This window comes from Thauera aromatica K172, assembly GCF_003030465.1.
In the GTDB taxonomy this organism is placed as follows: domain Bacteria; phylum Pseudomonadota; class Gammaproteobacteria; order Burkholderiales; family Rhodocyclaceae; genus Thauera; species Thauera aromatica.
The window spans coordinates 2,434,247-2,453,387 of sequence record NZ_CP028339.1 but is presented as its reverse complement, the minus strand read 5'-3'; the positions used below and the strand labels follow the sequence as shown (position 1 = coordinate 2,453,387).

At 64.8% G+C, this 19,141-nt stretch carries 20 protein-coding genes and 1 tRNA gene; 15 read left to right on the top strand and 6 right to left on the bottom strand.

Annotated features, from left to right (window positions below):
- Positions 1–64 precede the first annotated feature (64 nt).
- From Tharo_RS11665 to Tharo_RS11655, 3 genes are read right to left on the bottom strand one after another with little or no spacing between them, the layout of a single operon-like run.
- Positions 65–799: an LrgB family protein gene (locus Tharo_RS11665; RefSeq protein ID WP_107221349.1), complete on the bottom strand. Its 735-nt coding sequence runs from the start codon at positions 797–799 to the stop codon at positions 65–67.
- A complete protein-coding gene (locus tag Tharo_RS11660) occupies positions 796–1,155 on the bottom strand; it encodes a CidA/LrgA family protein (RefSeq protein ID WP_107221348.1) in 360 nt (119 codons plus the stop codon). Before Tharo_RS11660 ends, Tharo_RS11665 begins: the two co-directional genes overlap by 4 nt.
- Before the next feature lie 4 nt (positions 1,156–1,159).
- On the bottom strand, positions 1,160–1,942 hold the full coding sequence (locus Tharo_RS11655; protein WP_107221347.1) for a sulfite exporter TauE/SafE family protein: 783 nt from the start codon (positions 1,940–1,942) through the stop codon (positions 1,160–1,162).
- A gap of 389 nt (positions 1,943–2,331) precedes the next feature.
- Between Tharo_RS11655 and Tharo_RS11650 the strand changes: the two genes are divergently transcribed.
- The 10 genes from Tharo_RS11650 to Tharo_RS11605 all read left to right on the top strand — a co-directional run bounded on the left by Tharo_RS11650 (position 2,332) and on the right by Tharo_RS11605 (position 11,404).
- Positions 2,332–2,407 (top strand) — tRNA-Thr (locus tag Tharo_RS11650).
- 188 nt (positions 2,408–2,595) lie between these two features.
- Positions 2,596–5,100 carry a heavy metal translocating P-type ATPase gene (locus Tharo_RS11645; RefSeq protein WP_107221346.1) on the top strand — a complete coding sequence of 835 codons (2,505 nt, stop codon included), beginning with the start codon at positions 2,596–2,598 and terminating at the stop codon, positions 5,098–5,100.
- Positions 5,101–5,104: 4 nt separating this feature from the next.
- Positions 5,105–5,314, top strand: a complete 210-nt coding sequence (ccoS, locus tag Tharo_RS11640) for a cbb3-type cytochrome oxidase assembly protein CcoS (RefSeq protein WP_107221345.1) — start codon at positions 5,105–5,107, stop codon at positions 5,312–5,314.
- 611 nt (positions 5,315–5,925) lie between these two features.
- Positions 5,926–7,356 (top strand): cytochrome-c oxidase, cbb3-type subunit I, encoded by a 1,431-nt coding sequence (gene ccoN, locus Tharo_RS11635; protein ID WP_107221344.1) that lies wholly within the window; start codon positions 5,926–5,928, stop codon positions 7,354–7,356.
- A gap of 15 nt (positions 7,357–7,371) precedes the next feature.
- Positions 7,372–8,007, top strand: coding sequence for a cytochrome-c oxidase, cbb3-type subunit II (ccoO, locus tag Tharo_RS11630; RefSeq protein ID WP_107221343.1), 636 nt, complete (start codon positions 7,372–7,374; stop codon positions 8,005–8,007).
- Positions 8,008–8,018: 11 nt separating this feature from the next.
- Positions 8,019–8,207 (top strand): cbb3-type cytochrome oxidase subunit 3, encoded by a 189-nt coding sequence (locus Tharo_RS11625; RefSeq protein WP_107221342.1) that lies wholly within the window; start codon positions 8,019–8,021, stop codon positions 8,205–8,207.
- Complete coding sequence (gene ccoP, locus Tharo_RS11620; protein WP_107221341.1) at positions 8,200–9,090, top strand: cytochrome-c oxidase, cbb3-type subunit III; 891 nt, start codon at positions 8,200–8,202, stop codon at positions 9,088–9,090. Before Tharo_RS11625 ends, ccoP begins: the two co-directional genes overlap by 8 nt.
- Positions 9,091–9,188: 98 nt before the next feature.
- Positions 9,189–10,604 (top strand): cytochrome c oxidase accessory protein CcoG, encoded by a 1,416-nt coding sequence (gene ccoG, locus Tharo_RS11615; RefSeq protein ID WP_107221340.1) that lies wholly within the window; start codon positions 9,189–9,191, stop codon positions 10,602–10,604.
- Position 10,605: 1 nt separating this feature from the next.
- A complete protein-coding gene (locus Tharo_RS11610) occupies positions 10,606–11,115 on the top strand; it encodes a FixH family protein (protein WP_107221339.1) in 510 nt (169 codons plus the stop codon).
- 52 nt (positions 11,116–11,167) lie between these two features.
- The gene (locus Tharo_RS11605; RefSeq protein ID WP_107221338.1) at positions 11,168–11,404 is read left to right on the top strand and encodes a hypothetical protein; all 237 of its coding nucleotides are present in this window, start codon (positions 11,168–11,170) and stop codon (positions 11,402–11,404) included.
- 77 nt (positions 11,405–11,481) lie between these two features.
- Here Tharo_RS11605 and Tharo_RS11600 read toward each other — a convergent pair whose 3' ends face one another.
- Positions 11,482–11,925 (bottom strand): universal stress protein, encoded by a 444-nt coding sequence (locus tag Tharo_RS11600; protein WP_107221337.1) that lies wholly within the window; start codon positions 11,923–11,925, stop codon positions 11,482–11,484.
- A gap of 129 nt (positions 11,926–12,054) precedes the next feature.
- On the opposite strand from Tharo_RS11600, the gene Tharo_RS11595 reads away from it, so the two are divergent.
- Positions 12,055–13,491, top strand: coding sequence for an MBL fold metallo-hydrolase RNA specificity domain-containing protein (locus tag Tharo_RS11595; RefSeq protein ID WP_107221336.1), 1,437 nt, complete (start codon positions 12,055–12,057; stop codon positions 13,489–13,491).
- 103 nt (positions 13,492–13,594) lie between these two features.
- Here the strand turns inward: Tharo_RS11595 and Tharo_RS11590 are convergent, their stop codons facing one another.
- Positions 13,595–14,278 carry a Crp/Fnr family transcriptional regulator gene (locus Tharo_RS11590; protein WP_107221335.1) on the bottom strand — a complete coding sequence of 228 codons (684 nt, stop codon included), beginning with the start codon at positions 14,276–14,278 and terminating at the stop codon, positions 13,595–13,597.
- 92 nt (positions 14,279–14,370) lie between these two features.
- Between Tharo_RS11590 and Tharo_RS11585 the strand changes: the two genes are divergently transcribed.
- Positions 14,371–14,751: a SirB2 family protein gene (locus tag Tharo_RS11585; protein WP_107221334.1), complete on the top strand. Its 381-nt coding sequence runs from the start codon at positions 14,371–14,373 to the stop codon at positions 14,749–14,751.
- 32 nt (positions 14,752–14,783) lie between these two features.
- Here the strand turns inward: Tharo_RS11585 and fnr are convergent, their stop codons facing one another.
- A complete protein-coding gene (gene fnr / locus Tharo_RS11580) occupies positions 14,784–15,524 on the bottom strand; it encodes a fumarate/nitrate reduction transcriptional regulator Fnr (RefSeq protein ID WP_107221333.1) in 741 nt (246 codons plus the stop codon).
- 139 nt (positions 15,525–15,663) lie between these two features.
- On the opposite strand from fnr, the gene hemN reads away from it, so the two are divergent.
- The 3 genes from hemN to Tharo_RS11565 all read left to right on the top strand — a co-directional run bounded on the left by hemN (position 15,664) and on the right by Tharo_RS11565 (position 19,127).
- Complete coding sequence (gene hemN, locus Tharo_RS11575) at positions 15,664–17,055, top strand: oxygen-independent coproporphyrinogen III oxidase (protein ID WP_107221332.1); 1,392 nt, start codon at positions 15,664–15,666, stop codon at positions 17,053–17,055.
- Positions 17,056–17,142: 87 nt separating this feature from the next.
- Positions 17,143–17,850 carry a sulfite exporter TauE/SafE family protein gene (locus Tharo_RS11570; protein WP_107221331.1) on the top strand — a complete coding sequence of 236 codons (708 nt, stop codon included), beginning with the start codon at positions 17,143–17,145 and terminating at the stop codon, positions 17,848–17,850.
- A gap of 107 nt (positions 17,851–17,957) precedes the next feature.
- Positions 17,958–19,127 carry a radical SAM/SPASM domain-containing protein gene (locus Tharo_RS11565; protein ID WP_107221330.1) on the top strand — a complete coding sequence of 390 codons (1,170 nt, stop codon included), beginning with the start codon at positions 17,958–17,960 and terminating at the stop codon, positions 19,125–19,127.
- Positions 19,128–19,141: the final 14 nt, after the last annotated feature.

The window sequence follows — 19,141 nt, the reverse complement described above, 5'->3', positions numbered from 1 at the left end:
GGAAACCTCGTCACAGGGATTCAATGAGCGCCCGGTCGGCGGCGCTGCGTTGCCGCGCCGAAGCTCAGCGCATCAACAGCCGCTCGACCAGAGGCAGGATCCACGGCAAGGACAGCGCGGTGAGCAGTCCGTTCAGCCCCATCGCCAGCGCGGCGAAGGCGCCCGCCTGTTCGCTGACCTGGAAGGCACGCGCGGTGCCGATGCCGTGCGAGGCGATGCCGATCGCGAATCCACGTACGGCGTGGTCGTCGATGCGCAGCCAGAGAAACAGGCTGCGCGCGCAGACCGCGCCGAGGATGCCGGTGCTGATCACCAGCACCGCAGTCAGCGAAGGCAGGCCGCCGAGGCGCTCGGCGACCGCCATCGCGATCGGTGTGGTGACGCTCTTGGGGGCGAGCGACATCAGCGATTCGCGGCTGGCGCCGAGCAGCGCCCCGATGCCCCAGGCCGACAGTGCCGCAGTCAGCGAACCAGCGACCAGGGTGAGGGTCAGGGGGGCGGCCAGCGCCTTCAGCTTCGGCCATTGTGCATACAGCGGAATGGCCAGGGCGACGGTGGCCGGGCCGAGGAGGAAATGTACGAACTGGGCGCCATCGAAATAGGTCTGGTAGGGCGTGCCGGTGAGCAGCAGCAGGCTGGCGAGCAGCGCCACCGCGATCAGCACCGGGTTGGCGAGCGGGTGAAACCCGAGGCGGCGGTAAATCTGGAACGCCGCCTGGTAGGCGAGCAGGGTCATCGTCAGCCCGAGCAGGGGCGAGGCCGACAGATAGACCCAGATTTCCTCGAACTGCGGGGTCATCGAACGCCCTCGCGGTCGCGGCGGCGGCGGGCGAGAGCCTGGAGGAGGAGCGCCGTGACGATGATCGCCAGCAATGTACTGGCCACCATCGCCACCACCAGCGGCAGCCATTCGGCGGCGATGCGCTCGCCGTAGAGGACGATGCCGGTGCCGGCGGGCACGAACAGCAGCGACAGATGCTGCAGCAGCTGGCCCGAAGTCTGGCGCAAATTCTCACCGGGACCGCCGCGCAGCAGCAGGGCGACGAACAGCAGTGCCATGCCGATCACCGGGCCGGGGATCGGCAGGGCAAAGCTGTGGGCGAGCACTTCGCCGGCGAGCTGGAAAACGAGCAGAAGGGTCAGGGCGGCAAGCATCGGCTCAGAGAGCCTTGCCGAAGTAGTACAGGGTCAGCAGGCCGCCGACACCGATGATGAAGCGGCGCAGCCACAGCGCAGGGACCCTGCGCGCCACCGCCGCGCCCCAGTAGCCGCCGACCGTGGCGGTGGCGATCATCACCAGCGTGTGCGGCCAGGACACGGCGCCGGCGAGCACGAAGGTGGCGACGGCGACGCTGTAGATCACCGCCGACAGCCAGTTCTTGAGGGCGTTGATCTCGTGCACGTCCTTGAAGCCCTGGATCGCGAGCGCGGCGATCATCAGGATGCCCATGCCGGCACCGAAGAAGCCGCCGTAGATCGACACCGCCAGCTGGAACACGTAGCCGCCGGGGCCGATATGGCGCTCGTCCGCGCCGTCCGGCGCCGGTTTCCATTTCTTCACCAGTGCCGAAATCTGTCCGCTGAAGGCGAACAGCACGGTCGCGACCAGCAGCAGCCAGGGAATCAGTTTGGCGAAAGCGGCGTTGGAGGTCGCCAGCAGCAACAGGCCGCCGGCGATCCCGCCGAGGAACGCGACCACCGAGAGCATCGGCAGGCTTTTCGAGAAACGCTTCAGTTCGCGGCGAAAGGCCCAGGCGCCGGCCAGACTGCCCGGCCACAGCGCCACCGAATTGCTGGCATTGGCGATGACCGGGGGGACACCGACGGCGAGCAGTGCGGGAAAGGAGAAGAAGGTGCCGCCGCCGGCGACCGAGTTGACCGCACCGGCCGCGAAGGCGGCGATGCCGATGAGGGCGATGTCGAGAAGGTCGAGGCCGGGCATGGGTAGGTCGGAGCAGGGCTATCGATTCGGCAAAGTGCCGGCGGGAGCCGCAGATCGCGCGTGCTGCCGCGGGTCGAAACCGACCCGCGGCGCCGCGTTCTGGTCTGGGCATGTCTCCTCCGCCCCGAATGGGGACGAAGTGTAATGGAGGTCCATAGAAAACAGAAGATGCTTCGAAAAGAAAATTGAATACTTCTTCGTCGTGGTTTACCCGCACTTCTGGCTGGTGCGCTCGGCGGCGAGCCGGTGACGCAGCGTCTGCCGCGCGTCCCGGCAAGGGTTCGACGCACGCTGCGGGTGTTGCACTGCAGCTCAGAGCCCGGTGTGCAAGGCGGTGCTTCGTAGTGGTTGAACCGATCGCGTGCTCTGTTGTATAGTCCGCGCTCTTCGCCGGCATAGCTCAGTTGGTAGAGCAGCGCATTCGTAATGCGAAGGTCGGGGGTTCGACTCCTCTTGCCGGCACCAGCGGATACAAGGAAAAAGGCCAGCCCTTCGGGGCTGGCCTTTTTCCTTCCGATGTTCGTGCCGCATCGCAGCCGGTTCATGTTGCGCTGCAATAGCGAAGGCGTGGCGGATGTGCTAAAAGAAGATCCCGTTTTGGCTCTGCTCCCGCTGCTTGTGCTTGCTGCGACAGCGGCGCTGCATTCGCACCCATGACCACCGCCGAATTGCCTGTGGCCGCAGCCGATGCGGCCGACGACCGCGACTGCTACCACTGCGGCCTGCCCGTTCCATCCGCTACGCAGCACTTCGTGCGCGTGGATGGTGCGCCGCGGCGGATGTGCTGTGTCGGTTGCGAAGCCGTTGCCCAATCGATCGTCGATAACGGCCTCTCCGACTATTACCGCCACCGCGACGCCATGCCCGAGCGCCGCCGTGAAGCGATGCCGGCCGAGTTGCAGGAACTCGGTTTGTTCGATCACCCCGATTTCCAGAAAAGCTTCGTGCGCCCGGTGGGCGAGCAGGAGCGTGAAGCTGCGCTGATTCTCGAAGGCATTACCTGCGCCGCCTGCGTGTGGCTCAACGAAAACCACGTTGCCCGCCTGCCGGGCGTGTCGGCGATCCAGATCAACTACGCTACCCGGCGCGCCCGTGTGCGCTGGGACGAGCGCCGGATAAAGCTGTCCGACATCCTCGCCGCGGTCCGGGCGATCGGCTACCGTGCCTACCCCTACGATGCCGAACGCTCCGAGCAGATCGCCGGCCGCGAGCGGCGCTCGATGCTGTGGCGGCTGTTCGTTGCCGGCTTCGGCATGATGCAGGTCATGATGTACGCCTTTCCTGCCTACGTCGCGGGGGATGGTGAGCTGACGCCGGACATCGAGTTGCTGCTGCGCTGGGCGAGCCTGGTGCTGACCCTGCCGGTGGTGTCGTATTCGGCCGCGCCCTTCTTTCAGCGCGCCTGGCGCGACGTGTGCCTGCGCCGGCTGGGCATGGATGTGCCGGTGGCGCTGGGCGTGGGGAGCGCCTTTCTCGCCAGTCTGTGGGCGACGCTGACCCATGGCCCCGAGGTGTATTACGACTCGGTGACGATGTTCGTATTCTTCCTCCTCGGCGGGCGTTACCTGGAGATGCTCGCGCGCCAGAAGGCAGTGCGCGGCGTGGAGGAGCTGGGCAAGGCGCTGCCCTCTTTTGCCGAGCGCCTGGCGGGCTGGCCTGAGCGTACCGATGCCGAGCGGGTGCCGACGGTGCAACTGGCGGCCGGGGATGTGGTGCGCGTACGCCCGGGCGAAGCCGTTCCCGCCGATGGCGTGGTCGTCGAAGGGGAGGGCGAAGTCAATGAGGCGCTGCTTACGGGCGAGAGCATGCCGGTGCCGAAGGAAGTGGGCGATACCCTGACCGGCGGCAGCATCAATGTGTCCTCGCCGCTGCTGCTGCGTGTGGAACAGGTCGGCGACGCCACCCGGCTGGGGGCGATCCGTCGCCTGATGGAGCGTGCCGCCAGTGAGCGGCCGCGGATTGCGACCCAGGCCGACCGGGTCGCGGGCTATTTCATCGTCACCCTGCTGGTGCTTGCCGGAGCGACCGCCATCGGGTGGTACCTCATCGATCCGGCACGGGCGCTGTGGGTCAGTGTCTCGGTGCTGGTGGTGGCCTGCCCCTGTGCATTGTCGCTGGCGACACCGACCGCACTGACGGTGGCCACCGACGCGCTGGCGCGGATGGGAGTGCTGGTGACGCGCGGGCATGCGATCGAGACGCTGGCCAAGGCCAACCATTTCGTTTTCGACAAGACCGGAACCCTGACCCTCGGGCGCATGCGGCTGGAGGAAGTGCGGGTGCTGGGCGGGGGGGATGAGTCTGCTCTGCGCGCCCTCGCTGCGGCGATCGAGGAGGGCTCCGAGCATCCGGTCGCCGTCGGCCTGCGCGAGGCGGCGCGTGGCTTGGCCCTGCCGTCGGTCGCGCGGCTCAAGGCGGAAACCGGGAAAGGGGTGCAGGGCTGGGTGGACGGCGAGTGCTGGTGGCTCGGGCGTCCCGACCATGTCGCCGCGTGCGCCGGACTGGTGCCGCCGAGCGAACTCGCGGAGCTTGCCGCCCGTGGCGGGACGGTTGTGGCGCTGGCGTCGCCCGTCGGCTGGCAGGCGCTGTTCCGGCTCGCCGACGGCTTGCGCGCGGAAGCGGCCGTGCTCGTCTCGCGTCTCGCCCGCGAGCAAAGCCGGATGAGCGTGCTGTCGGGCGATGCCCAGCCGGTCGTGGCGGGGGTGGCGGATACGCTCGGCATTGCCGATGCCCGGGGCGGGATGAGCCCGCAGGACAAGCAGGGCCGTATTGTGCACTTGCAGCGCGAGCCCGGGACGGTAGTGGCGATGATCGGCGATGGCGTCAATGATGCTCCGGTGCTCGCGCAGGCCCACGTCTCGGTGGCGATGGGGGGCGGCACCGACCTGGCGCGCAACGAGGCCGATATCGTACTGCTCAACGAGAACCTCGCCAGTCTGGGACGGGGCATCGATCTGGCCCGCAAGACCTTGCGTGTCATCCGCCAGAACCTGTGGTGGTCCTTCGCCTACAACTTCACTTCCGTGCCGCTGGCGATGGCCGGGCTGGTCACACCCTGGATGGCGGGCGTGGGGATGGCGGCGAGCTCCTTGCTGGTGGTGCTCAACGCCTTGCGCCTGCAGCGCACCGCTGCGCTGCCGAACCTCTGCCGGGAGTAAGTGGATGGAAAGCCTTTACCTGTTGATCCCGATCTCGGTCGTGCTCGTGTTCGTCATCGGTGTGCTGTTCTGGTGGTCGCTGCGCAGCGGGCAATACGACGACCTGGAAGGACCGGCCTATCGCGTCCTGCTCGACGACAGGGATGTCCCTGCCGCTTCCCCCCGGGCGAAAGAGCAAGCCGGCGGTGACGAGGATGGCGCGCCGCGGACTTAGCCCGTTCAGCCGTTGTGGGGGTTCGCCCGGTATCTGTGGTGCGACCGGACGGCGGGAAGGGGGCATGAAGTGCGTGTTGACCTAGGTCAACACGCACTTCGGGGGAGAGGGCATACTGCTTCCGTGGTTATCGGTGAAGCCGGCCGGGGCGGCCGGTTCGATACCCGTAGTTTTGTCTCTCTGTTGGGGTTGGGGGTGCGTTCATACGCACCCTTTTTTTGTCTGTAGCCCCCGTCCTCCCCATCGCCTCGATTCTCCGATCCCGCGCTGCGTCAGCGCCTTTCCGGGTCAGGTTTTTCCCTTTTGTCATTTTCTTCTCGCCCGCTCGGGCATGCCTGGTGCTTCGTGCAGCTTTCCGGCCGCGGCCTCGTTGCGTCCTCCCGGGACGAAGACCGGGCAGCTCAGATGCATTATTTTTGGTCGGTTTGGATCGTGTCTAGTTTATACTTCCGAACCATGCCGCGCTGCAATAGAATATTGATTTAAGTCAATCGAGGAGGGCGGCCCTGGCGTAATCTGGCCCGTGCATGCGCATGGCGTCGGGTTCTCCGGCGCTCCGGGCGGGATGAGGTTGTGCTCGCAGAAGTTTTCAAAACAAAGAGGTGACTCACATGCAATCGCAAGCGACTTATAACTATAAAGTCGTGCGCCAGTTCGCCATCATGACGGTGGTGTGGGGCATCGTGGGCATGCTGGTCGGCGTGATCGCCGCAGCACAGCTCGTGTGGCCCGAACTGAATGCGCATGAATTCCTGCATTTCGGCAGGCTCCGTCCGCTGCATACCAATGCTGTGATCTTCGCATTCGGCGGCTGCGCCCTGTTTGCCACGTCGTACTACGTCGTCCAGCGCACCTGCCATGCCACGCTGTTCGCTCCCGGCCTTGCCGCGTTCACCTTCTGGGGCTGGCAGCTGGTGATCGTGCTGGCAGCAATCACTTTGCCGCTGGGGTATACCTCGTCCAAGGAGTACGCCGAACTCGAGTGGCCGATCGACATCCTGATCGCCATCGTCTGGGTGTCCTACGCGGTGGTGTTCTTCGGCACCATCGCCCGGCGCAAGGTTTCCCACATCTATGTCGCGAACTGGTTTTTCGGGGCCTTCATCCTCACCGTCGCCTTGCTGCACATCGTCAATAGCGCTGCGATTCCGGTGTCGCTGACCAGCATGAAGTCGTATTCGGCCTATGCTGGCGTGCAGGACGCGATGGTGCAGTGGTGGTACGGCCACAACGCCGTCGGCTTCTTCCTCACTGCCGGCTTCCTCGGCATGATGTACTACTTCGTGCCCAAGCAGGCCGACCGCCCGGTGTATTCCTATCGGCTGTCGGTGGTGCACTTCTGGGCGCTGATCTTCACCTACATGTGGGCCGGCCCGCACCACCTGCACTACACCGCGCTGCCCGACTGGACCCAGTCGGTCGGCATGGTGTTCTCGCTGATCCTGCTGGCGCCGTCCTGGGGCGGGATGATCAACGGCGTGCTGACCCTGTCGGGCGCCTGGCACAAGCTTCGCACCGACCCGATCCTGAAGTTCCTGGTCACGTCCCTGTCCTTCTACGGCATGTCGACCTTCGAAGGTCCGATGATGTCGATCAAGACGGTCAATGCGCTATCGCACTACACCGACTGGACGGTCGGCCACGTGCACTCCGGTGCGCTGGGCTGGGTGGCGATGATCTCGATCGGTTCGGTCTACTTCCTCATTCCGCGCCTGTACGGCAAGACCGAGATGTACAGCGTGAAGCTGATCAACGCCCATTTCTGGGTGGCGACCATCGGCGTGGTGCTCTACATCGCCTCGATGTGGATCGCCGGCGTGATGCAGGGCCTGATGTGGCGTGCCACCAACCCCGACGGCACGCTGACCTACTCCTTCGTCGAGAGCGTCAAGGCCAGCTATCCGTTCTGGACCATCCGCTTCATCGGCGGAGTGCTCTTCCTCTCCGGCATGGTGATCATGTTCTACAACATGGCGAAGACCATTTCCGGCCAGAAGGCCTATGACGCCCCGGTGATCGCCCCCGCGGCCGCCCACGCCTGATCGGAGAACGACAACATGGCTCAATCGAAACACGACAAAGTCGAACGCAGCGTCTTCCTGCTCATCGTGCTCACGCTGCTCACCGTCAGCGTGGGCGGCCTGGTGGAAATCGTGCCGCTGTTCTTCCAGCATTCGACCACTTCGCCGATCGGTCCGGGGGGCAAGCAGCTCGATGTCAAGCCTTACGATCCGGTGCGCCTGGTCGGACGCGACATCTATGTCCGCGAAGGCTGCTACAACTGCCACTCGCAGATGATCCGCCCGTTCCGCGCCGAGACCGAGCGTTACGGCCATTACTCGGTGGCCGGTGAGTACATCTACGACCATCCCTTCCAGTGGGGCTCCAAGCGCACCGGGCCGGATCTCGCCCGTGTCGGCGGCCGTTATTCGGACGAATGGCAGCGGGTGCATCTGCTCAATCCGCGTGACGTCGTGCCCGAGTCGAACATGCCGGCCTTTCCCTGGCTGGATCGCCCGGTCGAGGCCGATGACATCCAGGCGAAGATGCGCGCGCTGAACAAGGTCGGACTGCACAAGTACAGCGACGAAGAGATCGCCGCCGCGCCGGCCGCGCTCGAAGGCAAGACCGAGCTCGATGCGGTCGTGGCCTACCTCCAGGGGCTGGGGGTCGCGCTCCAGAACGTACGCTGAGGGAGCGCGCCGTGGATATCAACGATTTCCGGAGCCTGTTCACGGTGATCGGCCTGCTGTGCTTTCTGGGCATCTGTGCCTGGGCGTACAGCACGCAGGCCAAGGCGGGCTTCGACGAGGCGGCGCGCCTGCCCCTGAGCGATGACGACGTGCCGGCCATCGGCGGCCGGCAAGACAAAGAGGGAAAAGCAAATGGCTGACTTCATCAGCGGTTTCTGGAACGCGTATGTGATGGTCCTCGTGACCCTGTCCATCCTGTTCTGCGTGTTCGTGCTGGCGTCCAACATGACCCGGCGCAAGGAAGGCGCGGCGGAACTGCATGGGCACGTGTGGGACGAGACGCTGGCCGAGTACAACAATCCGCTGCCGCGTTGGTGGATGTACCTGTTCTGGATCACGATCGCCTTCGCCATCGTCTATCTGGCGATTTACCCCGGCTTCGGGGACCGCAACCAGCATCGTGGACAATGGGCGCAGTACGAGACCGAGATGAAGACTGCCGACGAGCGCTTCGGGCCGGTGTTCGCGAAGTACCGGCAGATGGATCTCGCCGCGGTCGCCGCCGACCCCGAAGCCAACGCCACCGGACAGCGCCTGTTCCTGACCTATTGCGCACAGTGTCACGGCTCCGCCGCGCAGGGCGCGAAAAGCTTCCCGAACCTGACCGACGGTGAATGGCTGTGGGGCGGCGAGCCCGAAACCATCCGCACCACCATTCTTGGCGGGCGCATGGGAGTGATGCCGCCGTTCGGGCCGGCGCTGGGGGCCGAAGGGGTGAAGGACGTCGCCAACTACGTCCGCTCCCTGTCCGGTCTCGCCCACGACTCCTTGCGCGCCCAGCGCGGCAAGGATGTGTTCGCGACCAACTGCGTTGCCTGCCACGGCGCCGATGCTACCGGCAACCCGCTGATGGGCGCGCCGAACCTGACCAACAAGTCCTGGTTGTACGGTTCGAGCGAGGCCACCATCATCGAAACGGTGACTCATGGCCGCAGCAACAAGATGCCGGCTTTCGGTGAGTTTCTCGGCGAGGACAAGGTGCACATGCTGGCGGCGTACGTACTGAGCCTCGGCAAGAAATGATCCGCCGACTCGAGCGGTAAACGCAGTTACATCCCGGGAGGAGGGGGCCCTCCCGGGCGTTCATACAATAACAACAAGCATCCACCGGCAAGGCGACCATGAGCGGCTCATCCCGACAGCCAGCACAAACGAGTTCTCCCCAAGACACGCTTTACGCGGCGCGCAAGAAGCTTTACGTGCGTGCCGTCAGCGGCGTGTTCGCCAACTGGCGCTGGGCGATGGTGTGGATCACCCAGCTCGTCTTCTACGGCCTGCCCTGGTTGTCGTGGAATGACCGGCAGGCGGTGCTGTTCCACCTCGCCGAACGCAAGTTCTATCTCTTCGGCTGGGTGTTCTGGCCGCAGGACGTGTTCTTCCTCGCCGTCCTGCTGATCATCTCGGCCTATGCCCTGTTCTTCTTCACCGCGATCGCCGGCCGCTTGTGGTGCGGCTATGCCTGTCCGCAGACGGTGTACACCGAAATATTCATGTGGATCGAGCAGAAGATCGAGGGTGACCATATCCGCCGTCAAAAGCTCGACCGGGCCGAGATGAGCGCACCCAAGGCGCTGCGCCGCGGGAGCAAGTTCCTCGCCTGGGGCGTGTTCTCGCTGTGGACCGGATTCACTTTCGTCGCCTATTTTTCGCCACTTGAGGAATTGCTCCGTTCCATTCCCGCGTTCGGCTTCGGCCCCTGGGAACTGTTCTGGATCCTGTTCTATGGGGCGTTCACCTACCTCTTCGCGGGGGTGATGCGCGAACAGGTGTGCACGTACATGTGCCCGTATGCACGCTTCCAGGCGGTGATGTTCGATCCCGACACGCTCGTCATCACCTACGACGAGGAGCGGGGCGAGCCGCGCGGAGCGCGCAAGAAAGGCATCGATCCGAAGACGGTGGGCAAGGGCGACTGCATCGACTGCGGCATCTGCGTCCAGGTCTGCCCGACCGGCATCGACATCCGCGACGGCCTCCAGTACGAATGCATCGGCTGCGCGGCGTGCATCGATGCTTGCGACCAGGTGATGGACAGGATGAACTACCCGCGCGGCCTGATTCGGTACTCGACCGAAAACGCGGTCAAAAAGCACTGGGGGCGCAAGGAAATCGTCGCTCACGTGTTTCGCCCGCGCACCCTGATTTACGGTGCCATCCTGGCGCTGGTCTGCATCGCCTTCGTCTGGGGGCTGGCCGTGCGCGATCCCTTGCGCGTGGACATCATCCGCGACCGCGCTTCGCTCGGGCGCGAGATCGAAGGCGGGCTGATCGAGAATGTCTACCGCCTTCAGGTGATGAACATGACCGAGGTGCCGCGCACCTTCCTCCTCGAAGTGTCCGGCCTGCCCGGAGTCCGGATCGGCAGCGGAGAGCGGGTCGAAGTTGCTCCGGCGGCGACCGGAGCGCTCACCGTGCAGGTGCTCGCTCCCTACGATGCCGGCCAGCCCGGCGCCAATGCCGTCGCCTTTCGCATTACCGCCGAAGACGATCCGGGGCTGAGCCTTAGAGAAGAAACGACTTTCCTGATTCCGCGCTGAGATGAATACGAGCTTGATCGAAAAAACGCCTCCGCCCTGGTATCGCCAGGGGTGGCCGTGGTTCCTGATCGCGTTTCCCGCGATCGCGGTGATCGCCGGCCTGATCACGTTCGTGATCGCGGCGAAGACCTTCGATGGCATGGTGGTCGACGATTACTACAAGGAAGGGCGGGCGATCGTGCACACCATCGAACGGGTCGAGCGCGCCCGCGAGCTGGGTTTGATCGCCGCCTTGCAGGTGCGCAGCGAATCGATCCGCATCGAAATGCGCGCTGCAGTTCCCGCCGATGTGCCGCAGCGGATCGTCCTGACCATCGTCCATCCGACGCGCGGGGGGCAGGATCAGTCGTATGTCGTCAGTGGGACCGGAGGCGTGTTCGAGACCGGGCTGAAGACGCTGGGTACGGGGCGCTGGCTGTTCGTCCTCGAAGACGAAGCGCGTCATTGGCGTATGAGCGGAACGGCCTACCTGCCGGCCGAGGCGGCAATCACGATTGCTCCGGATGCGTGATTTCCGCCGTGCAAGCACGCCGGGATGACGCAAACGACGAGAGGGAGGTCCGATGCAAAAGTGGATACAGGTGCTGTGGCCCTCATTCCTGGTCGCGGCCATCGCTGAAGCGGTTTTTTTCCTCGTGATCGATCCCCGCACGCTCTACCTGTTCGGCGAGCCTGTGGACTTCGGGCCGCTGGCCACGTATTCGATCGCTTTCTTCTGCTTCTGGCTGCTCTGCGCGGCGTCGAGCCTGGGCACGGTTTTCCTGCAGCGTTCCGCGAACCAGCTCAACCGCAAAAAATAGCCCGCCGAGATCGACAACAGGGCGGGAGGGCTCCGGTGCGGAGCCCTCCCGCCCTGCGCCGTTCGCGTCGGCCGCGGTCAGCGGCAGACCAGGACCGGGGTCTTGCTGTGAGTGAGCACTTTCTGCGTTTCGCTGCCGAGCAGGAGCCCGGCGATGCCGCGGCGCCCGTGCGAGGCCATGAAGATCAGATCGCAGCCGTGGCGGTCCGCGGCGTCGATGATGGCTTCGTAGGGAACTTCGTTGACCAGGGTGTCAGTGTCGGCCGAGACGCCGGCGGCGTCGGCGGTCTGTTTGGCTTTCGAGAGGATGCCTTCCGCTTCGGCGGCGGCAGACTTGGCGAACTGCTCCGGCGTCGTGGGGTCGATCAGGGCGCCTTCGCCGTAGATCGGCATGGGGAAGTCGGGTTGCGCGTAAAAGAAGGTAATTCTCGCCCCCGCCTCCTTGGCGAAGGATACGGCACGAGCGACCGTCGCTTCGGAGAGGGCGGATCCATCCGTCGGTACGAGGATATGCTTGAACATGGCGACGCGTCCCATTCGGTTGTTGGTGTTCCGATTATAGCGATGGCGAGCCGTTTGCAATGATTGACGAGGATCAAACAAGCATGCGATCGACTGTCGCACAGTTCCCTCCAGAGCCGAGGTGCGGACATGAAACTCACTTTTTATGGGGCGGCCGGGGAAGTGACCGGTTCCTGCCTGCGGGTGGATCACGAGGGCGGCAGTTTCCTTGTCGATTGCGGTCTGTTCCAGGGGGGACGGGAGGCCGCGCGCAAGAACCGGCAGGCCCTCGACTTCGGCCCGCGGGAGATCGACTTCGTCCTCCTCACCCACGCTCACCTCGATCACAGCGGGCTGCTGCCGCGGCTGGTGGCGCTCGGTTACAAACGCCTCATCCATGCCACCGCTGCCACCGTTGACCTGCTCGGTGTCATGCTTATGGACTCGGCGCACATCCAGGAAAAAGAGGCCGAATGGGCACTGCGCAATGCCCGCTCGCGCAAGGCCCGGCGCTGGGTGGAGCCGACACCTCTATATACCGTGGAGCAGGCGCGGACCAGCCTGGGGCGTTTGCGTGCCGTAGCTTACGACACGGCGTACGAGCCGGGGCCCGGAGTGCGTTGCCGTTTTCGCGATGCCGGGCATATCCTGGGCTCCGCCGTGATCGAGATCGAGATCGCCGAAGACGGGCGTACGCGCAGCTTGGTCGTGTCCGGTGACCTCGGCCAGCCGATGCGCCCGGTGCTGCAGGATCCCACTCCGATTCGCCGTGCCGACTACCTGTGCATCGAATCCACCTACGGAAATCGTGCGCACCGATCCTTCGAGGAAACGTGCGCGGAACTCGCCACGATCCTGCACCACACCCTGAAACAGGCAGGCGGCAACGTCATCATTCCGGCTTTTGCCGTTGGCCGCACCCAGGAAATGCTGTTCGTGCTCGCCGATCTCGTGCGTTCGGGGCGCATCGACCGGCTCGATGTCGTGGTCGACTCCCCGATGGCCGCCGCGGCGACCCAGCTCACGGTTCTTCACGCCGACCTGTGGGACGACGAAACGCGTGAGCTGTACGCCTGGATGCAGCGCAACACGGACTGCTTCCGGCTGCGTTTCGTCCAGGACGTCGAGGAGTCGATGGCGCTCAACAGCGTCGGCGGCGGGTTGGTGATCATTTCGGCGAGCGGGATGTGCGATGCAGGGCGGGTCAGGCACCATCTGCGCTACAACCTCGGTCGCCGCGAATGCGCGGTCGTCATCGCCGGTTTCCAGGCTGCCGGCACCCTCGGGCGACGCCTGGTCGATGGCGCGCGCCAAGTCAGCCTGTTCGGCGAGCGCGTCGCGGTGAGGGCGCGGATCCACACCATCGGCGGCCTGTCGGCGCACGCCGACCAGCCCGCGCTGCTGAACTGGCTGCGCCATTTCGAGGCGCCGCCGCGCAGGACCTTCGTCGTCCATGGCGAGACCGAAGCGGCGGCCGCGCTTGCCGCCGCCGCCGAGCGCGAGCTCGGCTGGCCCGCCCTGACGGTGGCGGAGGCGCTGGTGCCCTACTACCTGGACGGGTCGTCCCGGGAGCAGGCGCGGCGATGAGCGAGGGGGGGCAGGAGGCGTGCCGCGAACGCGGAGGGAGCGTCGCTGGGGCACGCCCGGGCGGCTGATCGGGCGCAGGGGGGGGAAGGGCGGGACTGCGTGCTCAGGTGTTGTAACGCGACAGGCGGGCAGGGTTGTGCAGGGTGATGCGCTTGCCCTGTACGCTGATGAGGCCGACTTCGCTCAAATCGTGAAAGATGCGCGACAAGGTTTCGGGGGTGAGGTTGAGCCGGGAGGCGATCACCTGCTTGCTCGTCGGCAGCGAAATTTCGCAGGGCTCATCGCTGTCGGCGACCTGGAGCAGGTAGCCGATCACGCGCTGCATGCTCGAGCGCAGGGAGTAGGTTTCGACGTCCTGGATCAGGCCGTGGAGCCGGATCGACAGGCCGGCGAGCAATTTGCTGGCGAAGGTCGCGTCCTGTTCGATCATTTCGCTGACCACCGCCTGGCTGACATGTACCAGCACGGTATCGCTGAGCGCTTCGGAAAACACCGGGTAGGGGTGGTTCATGAACATCACCGCTTCACCGAAGCTTTGCATCGGGCCGATGATCTCGACGACTTTCTCCGTTCCCTGGGACGACGAGAAGGCGAGCTTGACCTGGCCCGAGACCACGAAGTAGAACCCGTGCGGCTGGTCGCCGCGCTGGAACAGCACTTCGCCACGCGAGACGTGGCGTTCGCGGGTGTAGCGCGAAACGCGCTCGATGTCGGTGTCGGACAGTTCGCTGAACAGGGGGATCCGCCTGAGCAGGGTAGGAATGTCGAGCGGGGCATGGGGGGGCATCGTCGGGCTCTCCGTATCGAGGCGCAATTCTAATCGAGGCCGGGGCGCGGGCTGGCACCGGCACACGGGTTTCTTTGGTTAAAAGAGGACGGATGTACTACACGATCAAGCATTTTCATGTGACTTGCGTGGTGCTCAGCGCCGCAGGTTTTCTGCTCCGCGGGCTGTGGATGTTTACCGGCAATCCGTTGCTCCAGCGGCGGTTGACCCGAGTCCTGCCCCATGTCATCGACAGCCTGCTGCTGCTCAGTGCGATCGGCCTCGCGACGATGATCGGACAATACCCGTTCGCGGCGGGCTGGGTCACGGCAAAAGTCTTCGGGCTGATCGCCTACATTCTCCTGGGTACCGTGGCGCTCAAGCGCGGCCGGACGCCGGCGGTGCGAGCCACCGCGTTTGCTGGCGCGCTGATGGTGTACGCCTGGATCGTATCGATCGCCATCACCAAGAATATGGCGGGGTTCCTCGCCTGATCCCGAGCGGCGAGGGCCTTTGCCGGCAGCGCTCAGCGCGCGCCCGGCTGGTGCTGGATGAGGCTTTTCAGCCGCGCCGGCTCGAGCAGGCGGACGTGCTTCTGCTGCACCGCGATCAGGCCTTCGTCCTGGAAGCGCGAGAACGCGCGCGACACCGTTTCCAGCTTGAGGCCGAGGTAGGAGCCGATTTCTTCCCGCGTCATGCGCAGGTTGAACTCCTGGGCGGAAAAGCCGCGTGCGGTGAACCGCTGCGACATGTTCAGCAGGAAGGCCGCCAGGCGCTCCTCGGCGCGCATCGAGCCGAGCAGCATCATCACCCCGTGGTCGCGCACGATCTCGCGGCTCATTACCTTGTGGAACTGCAACTGCAGCCCTTCGACCTCGTGCGACATCTGTTCGAGCTTGTCGTAAGGAATCACGCAGACTTCGCTGTCTTCGAGCGCGACCGCATTGCAGGAGTGGATTTCGGCGCTGATTCCGTCCAGTCCGAGGATCTCGCCGGTCATCTGGAAACCGGTGACCTGCTCGCGGCCGTCTTCGAGCAGCACGTCGGTCTTGAACGATCCGGCACGGATGGCGTAGATCGCCTCGAACGGGTCGCCGGCATGGTAGAGGTTGTGCTGGCGCTTGATCTTGCGTCGTGCACCGACGAGCTCGTCGAGCCGGTTCAGCTCGCGGTTGGAGAGCCCGAAAGGCAGGCACAGCTCGACCAGATTGCACTGCGAACAGGCAGACTTGAGTCCGCTTACGGTAATTGGCACTGTCGCCCTCATCTGCACGATAATCCGGCCTCTCCGATAAATGACCCCGATGGAGACTCCGGGTGCCCGGCATTCCACACCCGTTGACCCACGTCAACCAAAAAAATCAGGCGTTCTGCCATTGTTCGTCACACACAGCAGCAGCTAGATCATGAAAAGCCAGAACGAACTCCTCTTCGATCCGCAACTGGTCCGTAGATTCGACATCAACGGGCCGCGGTATACCTCTTATCCGACAGCGGACCGCTTCGTCGAGGCTTTCAACGCCGATGCCCTGAAGGCCTGGCTGGCAAAGCGGGCGATCGGCGGGGTAAGCAAACCGCTTTCATTATACTTCCACATCCCGTTCTGCAACACGATCTGCTACTACTGCGCCTGCAACAAGATCATCACCAAGGATCACGGGCGTTCGGCCAAGTATCTGAAATATCTCGCAAAAGAGATCGAAATGCAGGCCGCCTGCCTGGAGGGAAGCCGGCAGGTGACGCAGCTTCACCTGGGCGGCGGAACGCCGACCTTCCTTTCCCACGACGAGATGCGCCAGCTGATGGCCTCGGTGCGCGAGCATTTCACCCTGGTTCCCAACGGCGAGTACTCGATCGAAGTCGATCCGCGCAAGGTCGATTTCGATACCGTCAAGCTGCTCGCCGAGCTCGGTTTCAACCGCATGAGCGTCGGTGTGCAGGACTTCGCCGACGATGTGCAGCGCGCGGTCAACCGCGTGCAGAGCTTCGAGGAAACCCAGCTCGTCATCGATGCCGCACGCCAGACCGGATTCAAGTCGGTCAGTATGGACCTGATCTACGGCCTGCCCAAGCAGAACGTGATCAGCTTCAATCGCACCCTCGAGCAGGTGCTGCAGATCTCGCCCGATCGCATCTCGCTCTACAGCTACGCCCACCTCCCCGGGCTGTTCAAGCCGCAGCGCCGCATCCATTCCAGCGACATGCCCAGCGCCGACACCAAGCTGCAGCTGCTGCAACTGGGCATCCGCCGCCTCACCGAAGCGGGCTATGTCTACATCGGCATGGACCACTTCGCCAAGCCCGACGACGAACTCACCGTCGCCCAGCGCCAGGGGCGCCTGCACCGCAACTTCCAGGGCTATTCGACGCAGGCCGAATGCGACCTGCTCGCCTTCGGCGTGTCGGCGATCGGCAAGATCGGTCCGGTGTATGCGCAGAACGTGAAGACGCTCGACGAATACTACGACGCTCTCGATCGCGACGAACTGCCGGTGTTGCGCGGCATCGAGCTGACCGCCGACGATCTGCTGCGGCGCGCGATCATCCAGGCGCTGATGTGCCATTTCGAGCTGTCGATGCAGTCGATCGAGATCGCGCATCTGGTCGATTTCCGCGATTACTTTGCCGAAGAGCTCGCCGACCTGAAGGAAATGGAAAAGGCCGGACTGGTGAAGATCGAGGGCGACTGGATCACCGTGCAGCCGGCCGGCCGCCTGCTGGTGCGCGGCATCGCGATGGTGTTCGACCGCTACCTGCGCGCCGATCGCGAGCGCGCACGCTACTCACGGGTGATCTGAGCCGGTCTCGCGGCACGATCGGGGCGGGCACGGTGCTGCGCTGCGGCGTAAAATGCCGGCTCGGCCATTTCCGCCCCCGAATCTCCCATGCCCGAAACCGGTTATTTCGCCGTCTTCCTGATCGGTCTGCTCGGCGGCACGCACTGTGTGTCGATGTGCGGCGGCATCGTCGGCGCCCTCACCCTGCAGGTACGGACGCCGCACGGCGGGGCGCAATGGCCCTTGCACCTGGCCTATAACCTCGGTCGTGTCGCCACGTATGCGGCGCTCGGCGCGCTCGCCGGCGCACTCGGCTCGATCGGCATGGTCTATGACGGCATCTTGCCAGTGCAGCTGACGCTGTATGTGCTGGCGAACCTGATGCTGGCCGCGCTCGGGCTCTACCTGATCGGCTTCACCCGCTTGCTGGCGCCGATCGAGCGGGCAGGGCATGTGCTGTGGCGGCGCATCCAGCCTGCGACTCGCCGTTTCGTGCCGGCGCGTTCGGTGCGGCAGGCCCTGCCGCTCGGGTTGCTGTGGGGCTTCATTCCCTGCGGGCTGACCTATTCGATCCTCACCACCGCGCTGGTCACCGGTTCGGGGGCGCGTGGCGCCGGGCTGATGCTGGCGTTCGGCCTCGGCACGCTGCCCAACCTGCTGCTGGCGGGCCTGTTGTTCCAGCGTTTCCGTGCCTTCAGCCGCGACCGCAGGGTGCGGCTGGTGTCCGGCCTGCTCGTGCTCGGCTTCGGCCTGTTCGGTCTCTACCATGCGCCCACGCTCGGCGGCGAACTGTGGCGCGGGGTGGTCTGCGTGTGAATCGGGGCTGCGCGCCGCTGTGTTCTGGCGTGTGCGCCACCGTTCCCAGCCCGTGCGGCACGGGGTAAACTCCGCGGCCCGCAACCGCTGCGCAGCAATCGAACGACATGGATCAGGTTCAGCTTTCTCCCGTCAGTGCGGCTCCTCATTCCGACTGCGACCCCATCGTCGGCGGCCGCGTCGAACTCCAGCTGCTGACCACGCTCAAGTGCAATCTCAAGTGCACCTACTGTTCGCTCGGGGTCGGCGAAGTCCTCGGCTCGCAGACCCATGTCGAATACAGCGTGGATGAGCTCGCCGCCTTCGTCGACACCCATCTGCGTGGCAAGGAGGTGTATGTCACCTTCTACGGCGGCGAGCCGACACTGAACCTGCCGATGATGCTCGAAGTGATGCAGCGTTTTCCGCACTTCCGCTACCAGCTGCAGACCAACGGCACCCTGCTCGACGGCGTCCCCGAGTGGGCGCTGGCACGGCTGTCCAACATCCTCGTCTCCATCGACGGCGGCGAGGCGACCACCGACGGCTACCGCGGCCGCGGCATTTACCGCCAGGTGCTGAAGAACCTGCGCCAGGTACACGACAGGATCGGCGGCAGTGTCACCGCGCGCGTTACCTGGGGCAACCCGGACACCACGTTCGAGGAACTCGACGAACTGGTCTCCAGCGCGGGCGCCTTCGACTATCTCTACTGGCAGTTCGTCGCCGACGAAATGTACGCCGGCGATGCGGTCGAAAAGCGCAAGGCGGTGCTTGTGCCGCTGATCGAGAAATTCTTCGCCCGCAGCGACGCCCTCTATCCGCTGATTCCGCTGATGGGCATCGTGCGCAACAAGGTCCTGCCCACGCGCGCGCAGGAGCTCTACGCCGGTCTCACCCAGTGCCGCGTGTCGACCCATCTGCTCAACGTGATGCCCAATGGCCAGATCTATCCCTGCCCGGACATGATGTATGTGCCACAGATGCAAATGGGCGACGTTCGCCGCAACTGGCTGAAGAAAAGTCCGCTGCAACCCACGCCGGCGATGCCCTGCGAAAGTTGCGAGGCCTTCTCGTGGTGCCGGCGCAACTGCATGAAGAACCTCTGGCTGGGCTACGTGAAGGAAGACGCGCGCTACCGCGCCAACGTCGTCGAGCCGATTTGCGATCTGCTGAAGTTCATCGGCCGCGAGATCGACCGTCATGACCCGCAGGCCTGGTTCGCCCGCGCCACGCTGCCGGTGAGAAGGCAGATCACCGCCTGCGAAGTCTACGAATACGTCGAAATCATGCCTTGAGCGGTCGCGCCCGT

Bases quoted from the DNA above. Each gene is read 5' to 3' on its own strand.
- Tharo_RS11610 (WP_107221339.1), top strand. From the start codon at position 10,606: ATGAATACGAGCTTGATCGAAAAAACGCCTCCGCCCTGGTATCGCCAG.
- ccoP (WP_107221341.1), top strand. From the start codon at position 8,200: ATGGCTGACTTCATCAGCGGTTTCTGGAACGCGTATGTGATGGTCCTC.
- ccoS (WP_107221345.1), top strand. From the start codon at position 5,105: ATGGAAAGCCTTTACCTGTTGATCCCGATCTCGGTCGTGCTCGTGTTC.
- Tharo_RS11660 (WP_107221348.1), bottom strand. From the start codon at position 1,155: ATGCTTGCCGCCCTGACCCTTCTGCTCGTTTTCCAGCTCGCCGGCGAA.
- Tharo_RS11645 (WP_107221346.1), top strand. From the start codon at position 2,596: ATGACCACCGCCGAATTGCCTGTGGCCGCAGCCGATGCGGCCGACGAC.
- Tharo_RS11655 (WP_107221347.1), bottom strand. From the start codon at position 1,942: ATGCCCGGCCTCGACCTTCTCGACATCGCCCTCATCGGCATCGCCGCC.
- ccoO (WP_107221343.1), top strand. From the start codon at position 7,372: ATGGCTCAATCGAAACACGACAAAGTCGAACGCAGCGTCTTCCTGCTC.
- Tharo_RS11565 (WP_107221330.1), top strand. From the start codon at position 17,958: ATGGATCAGGTTCAGCTTTCTCCCGTCAGTGCGGCTCCTCATTCCGAC.
- Tharo_RS11665 (WP_107221349.1), bottom strand. From the start codon at position 799: ATGACCCCGCAGTTCGAGGAAATCTGGGTCTATCTGTCGGCCTCGCCC.
- Tharo_RS11605 (WP_107221338.1), top strand. From the start codon at position 11,168: ATGCAAAAGTGGATACAGGTGCTGTGGCCCTCATTCCTGGTCGCGGCC.
- ccoG (WP_107221340.1), top strand. From the start codon at position 9,189: ATGAGCGGCTCATCCCGACAGCCAGCACAAACGAGTTCTCCCCAAGAC.
- Tharo_RS11595 (WP_107221336.1), top strand. From the start codon at position 12,055: ATGAAACTCACTTTTTATGGGGCGGCCGGGGAAGTGACCGGTTCCTGC.
- Tharo_RS11585 (WP_107221334.1), top strand. From the start codon at position 14,371: ATGTACTACACGATCAAGCATTTTCATGTGACTTGCGTGGTGCTCAGC.
- fnr (WP_107221333.1), bottom strand. From the start codon at position 15,524: ATGAGGGCGACAGTGCCAATTACCGTAAGCGGACTCAAGTCTGCCTGT.
- Tharo_RS11570 (WP_107221331.1), top strand. From the start codon at position 17,143: ATGCCCGAAACCGGTTATTTCGCCGTCTTCCTGATCGGTCTGCTCGGC.
- Tharo_RS11590 (WP_107221335.1), bottom strand. From the start codon at position 14,278: ATGCCCCCCCATGCCCCGCTCGACATTCCTACCCTGCTCAGGCGGATC.
- Tharo_RS11600 (WP_107221337.1), bottom strand. From the start codon at position 11,925: ATGTTCAAGCATATCCTCGTACCGACGGATGGATCCGCCCTCTCCGAA.
- ccoN (WP_107221344.1), top strand. From the start codon at position 5,926: ATGCAATCGCAAGCGACTTATAACTATAAAGTCGTGCGCCAGTTCGCC.
- hemN (WP_107221332.1), top strand. From the start codon at position 15,664: ATGAAAAGCCAGAACGAACTCCTCTTCGATCCGCAACTGGTCCGTAGA.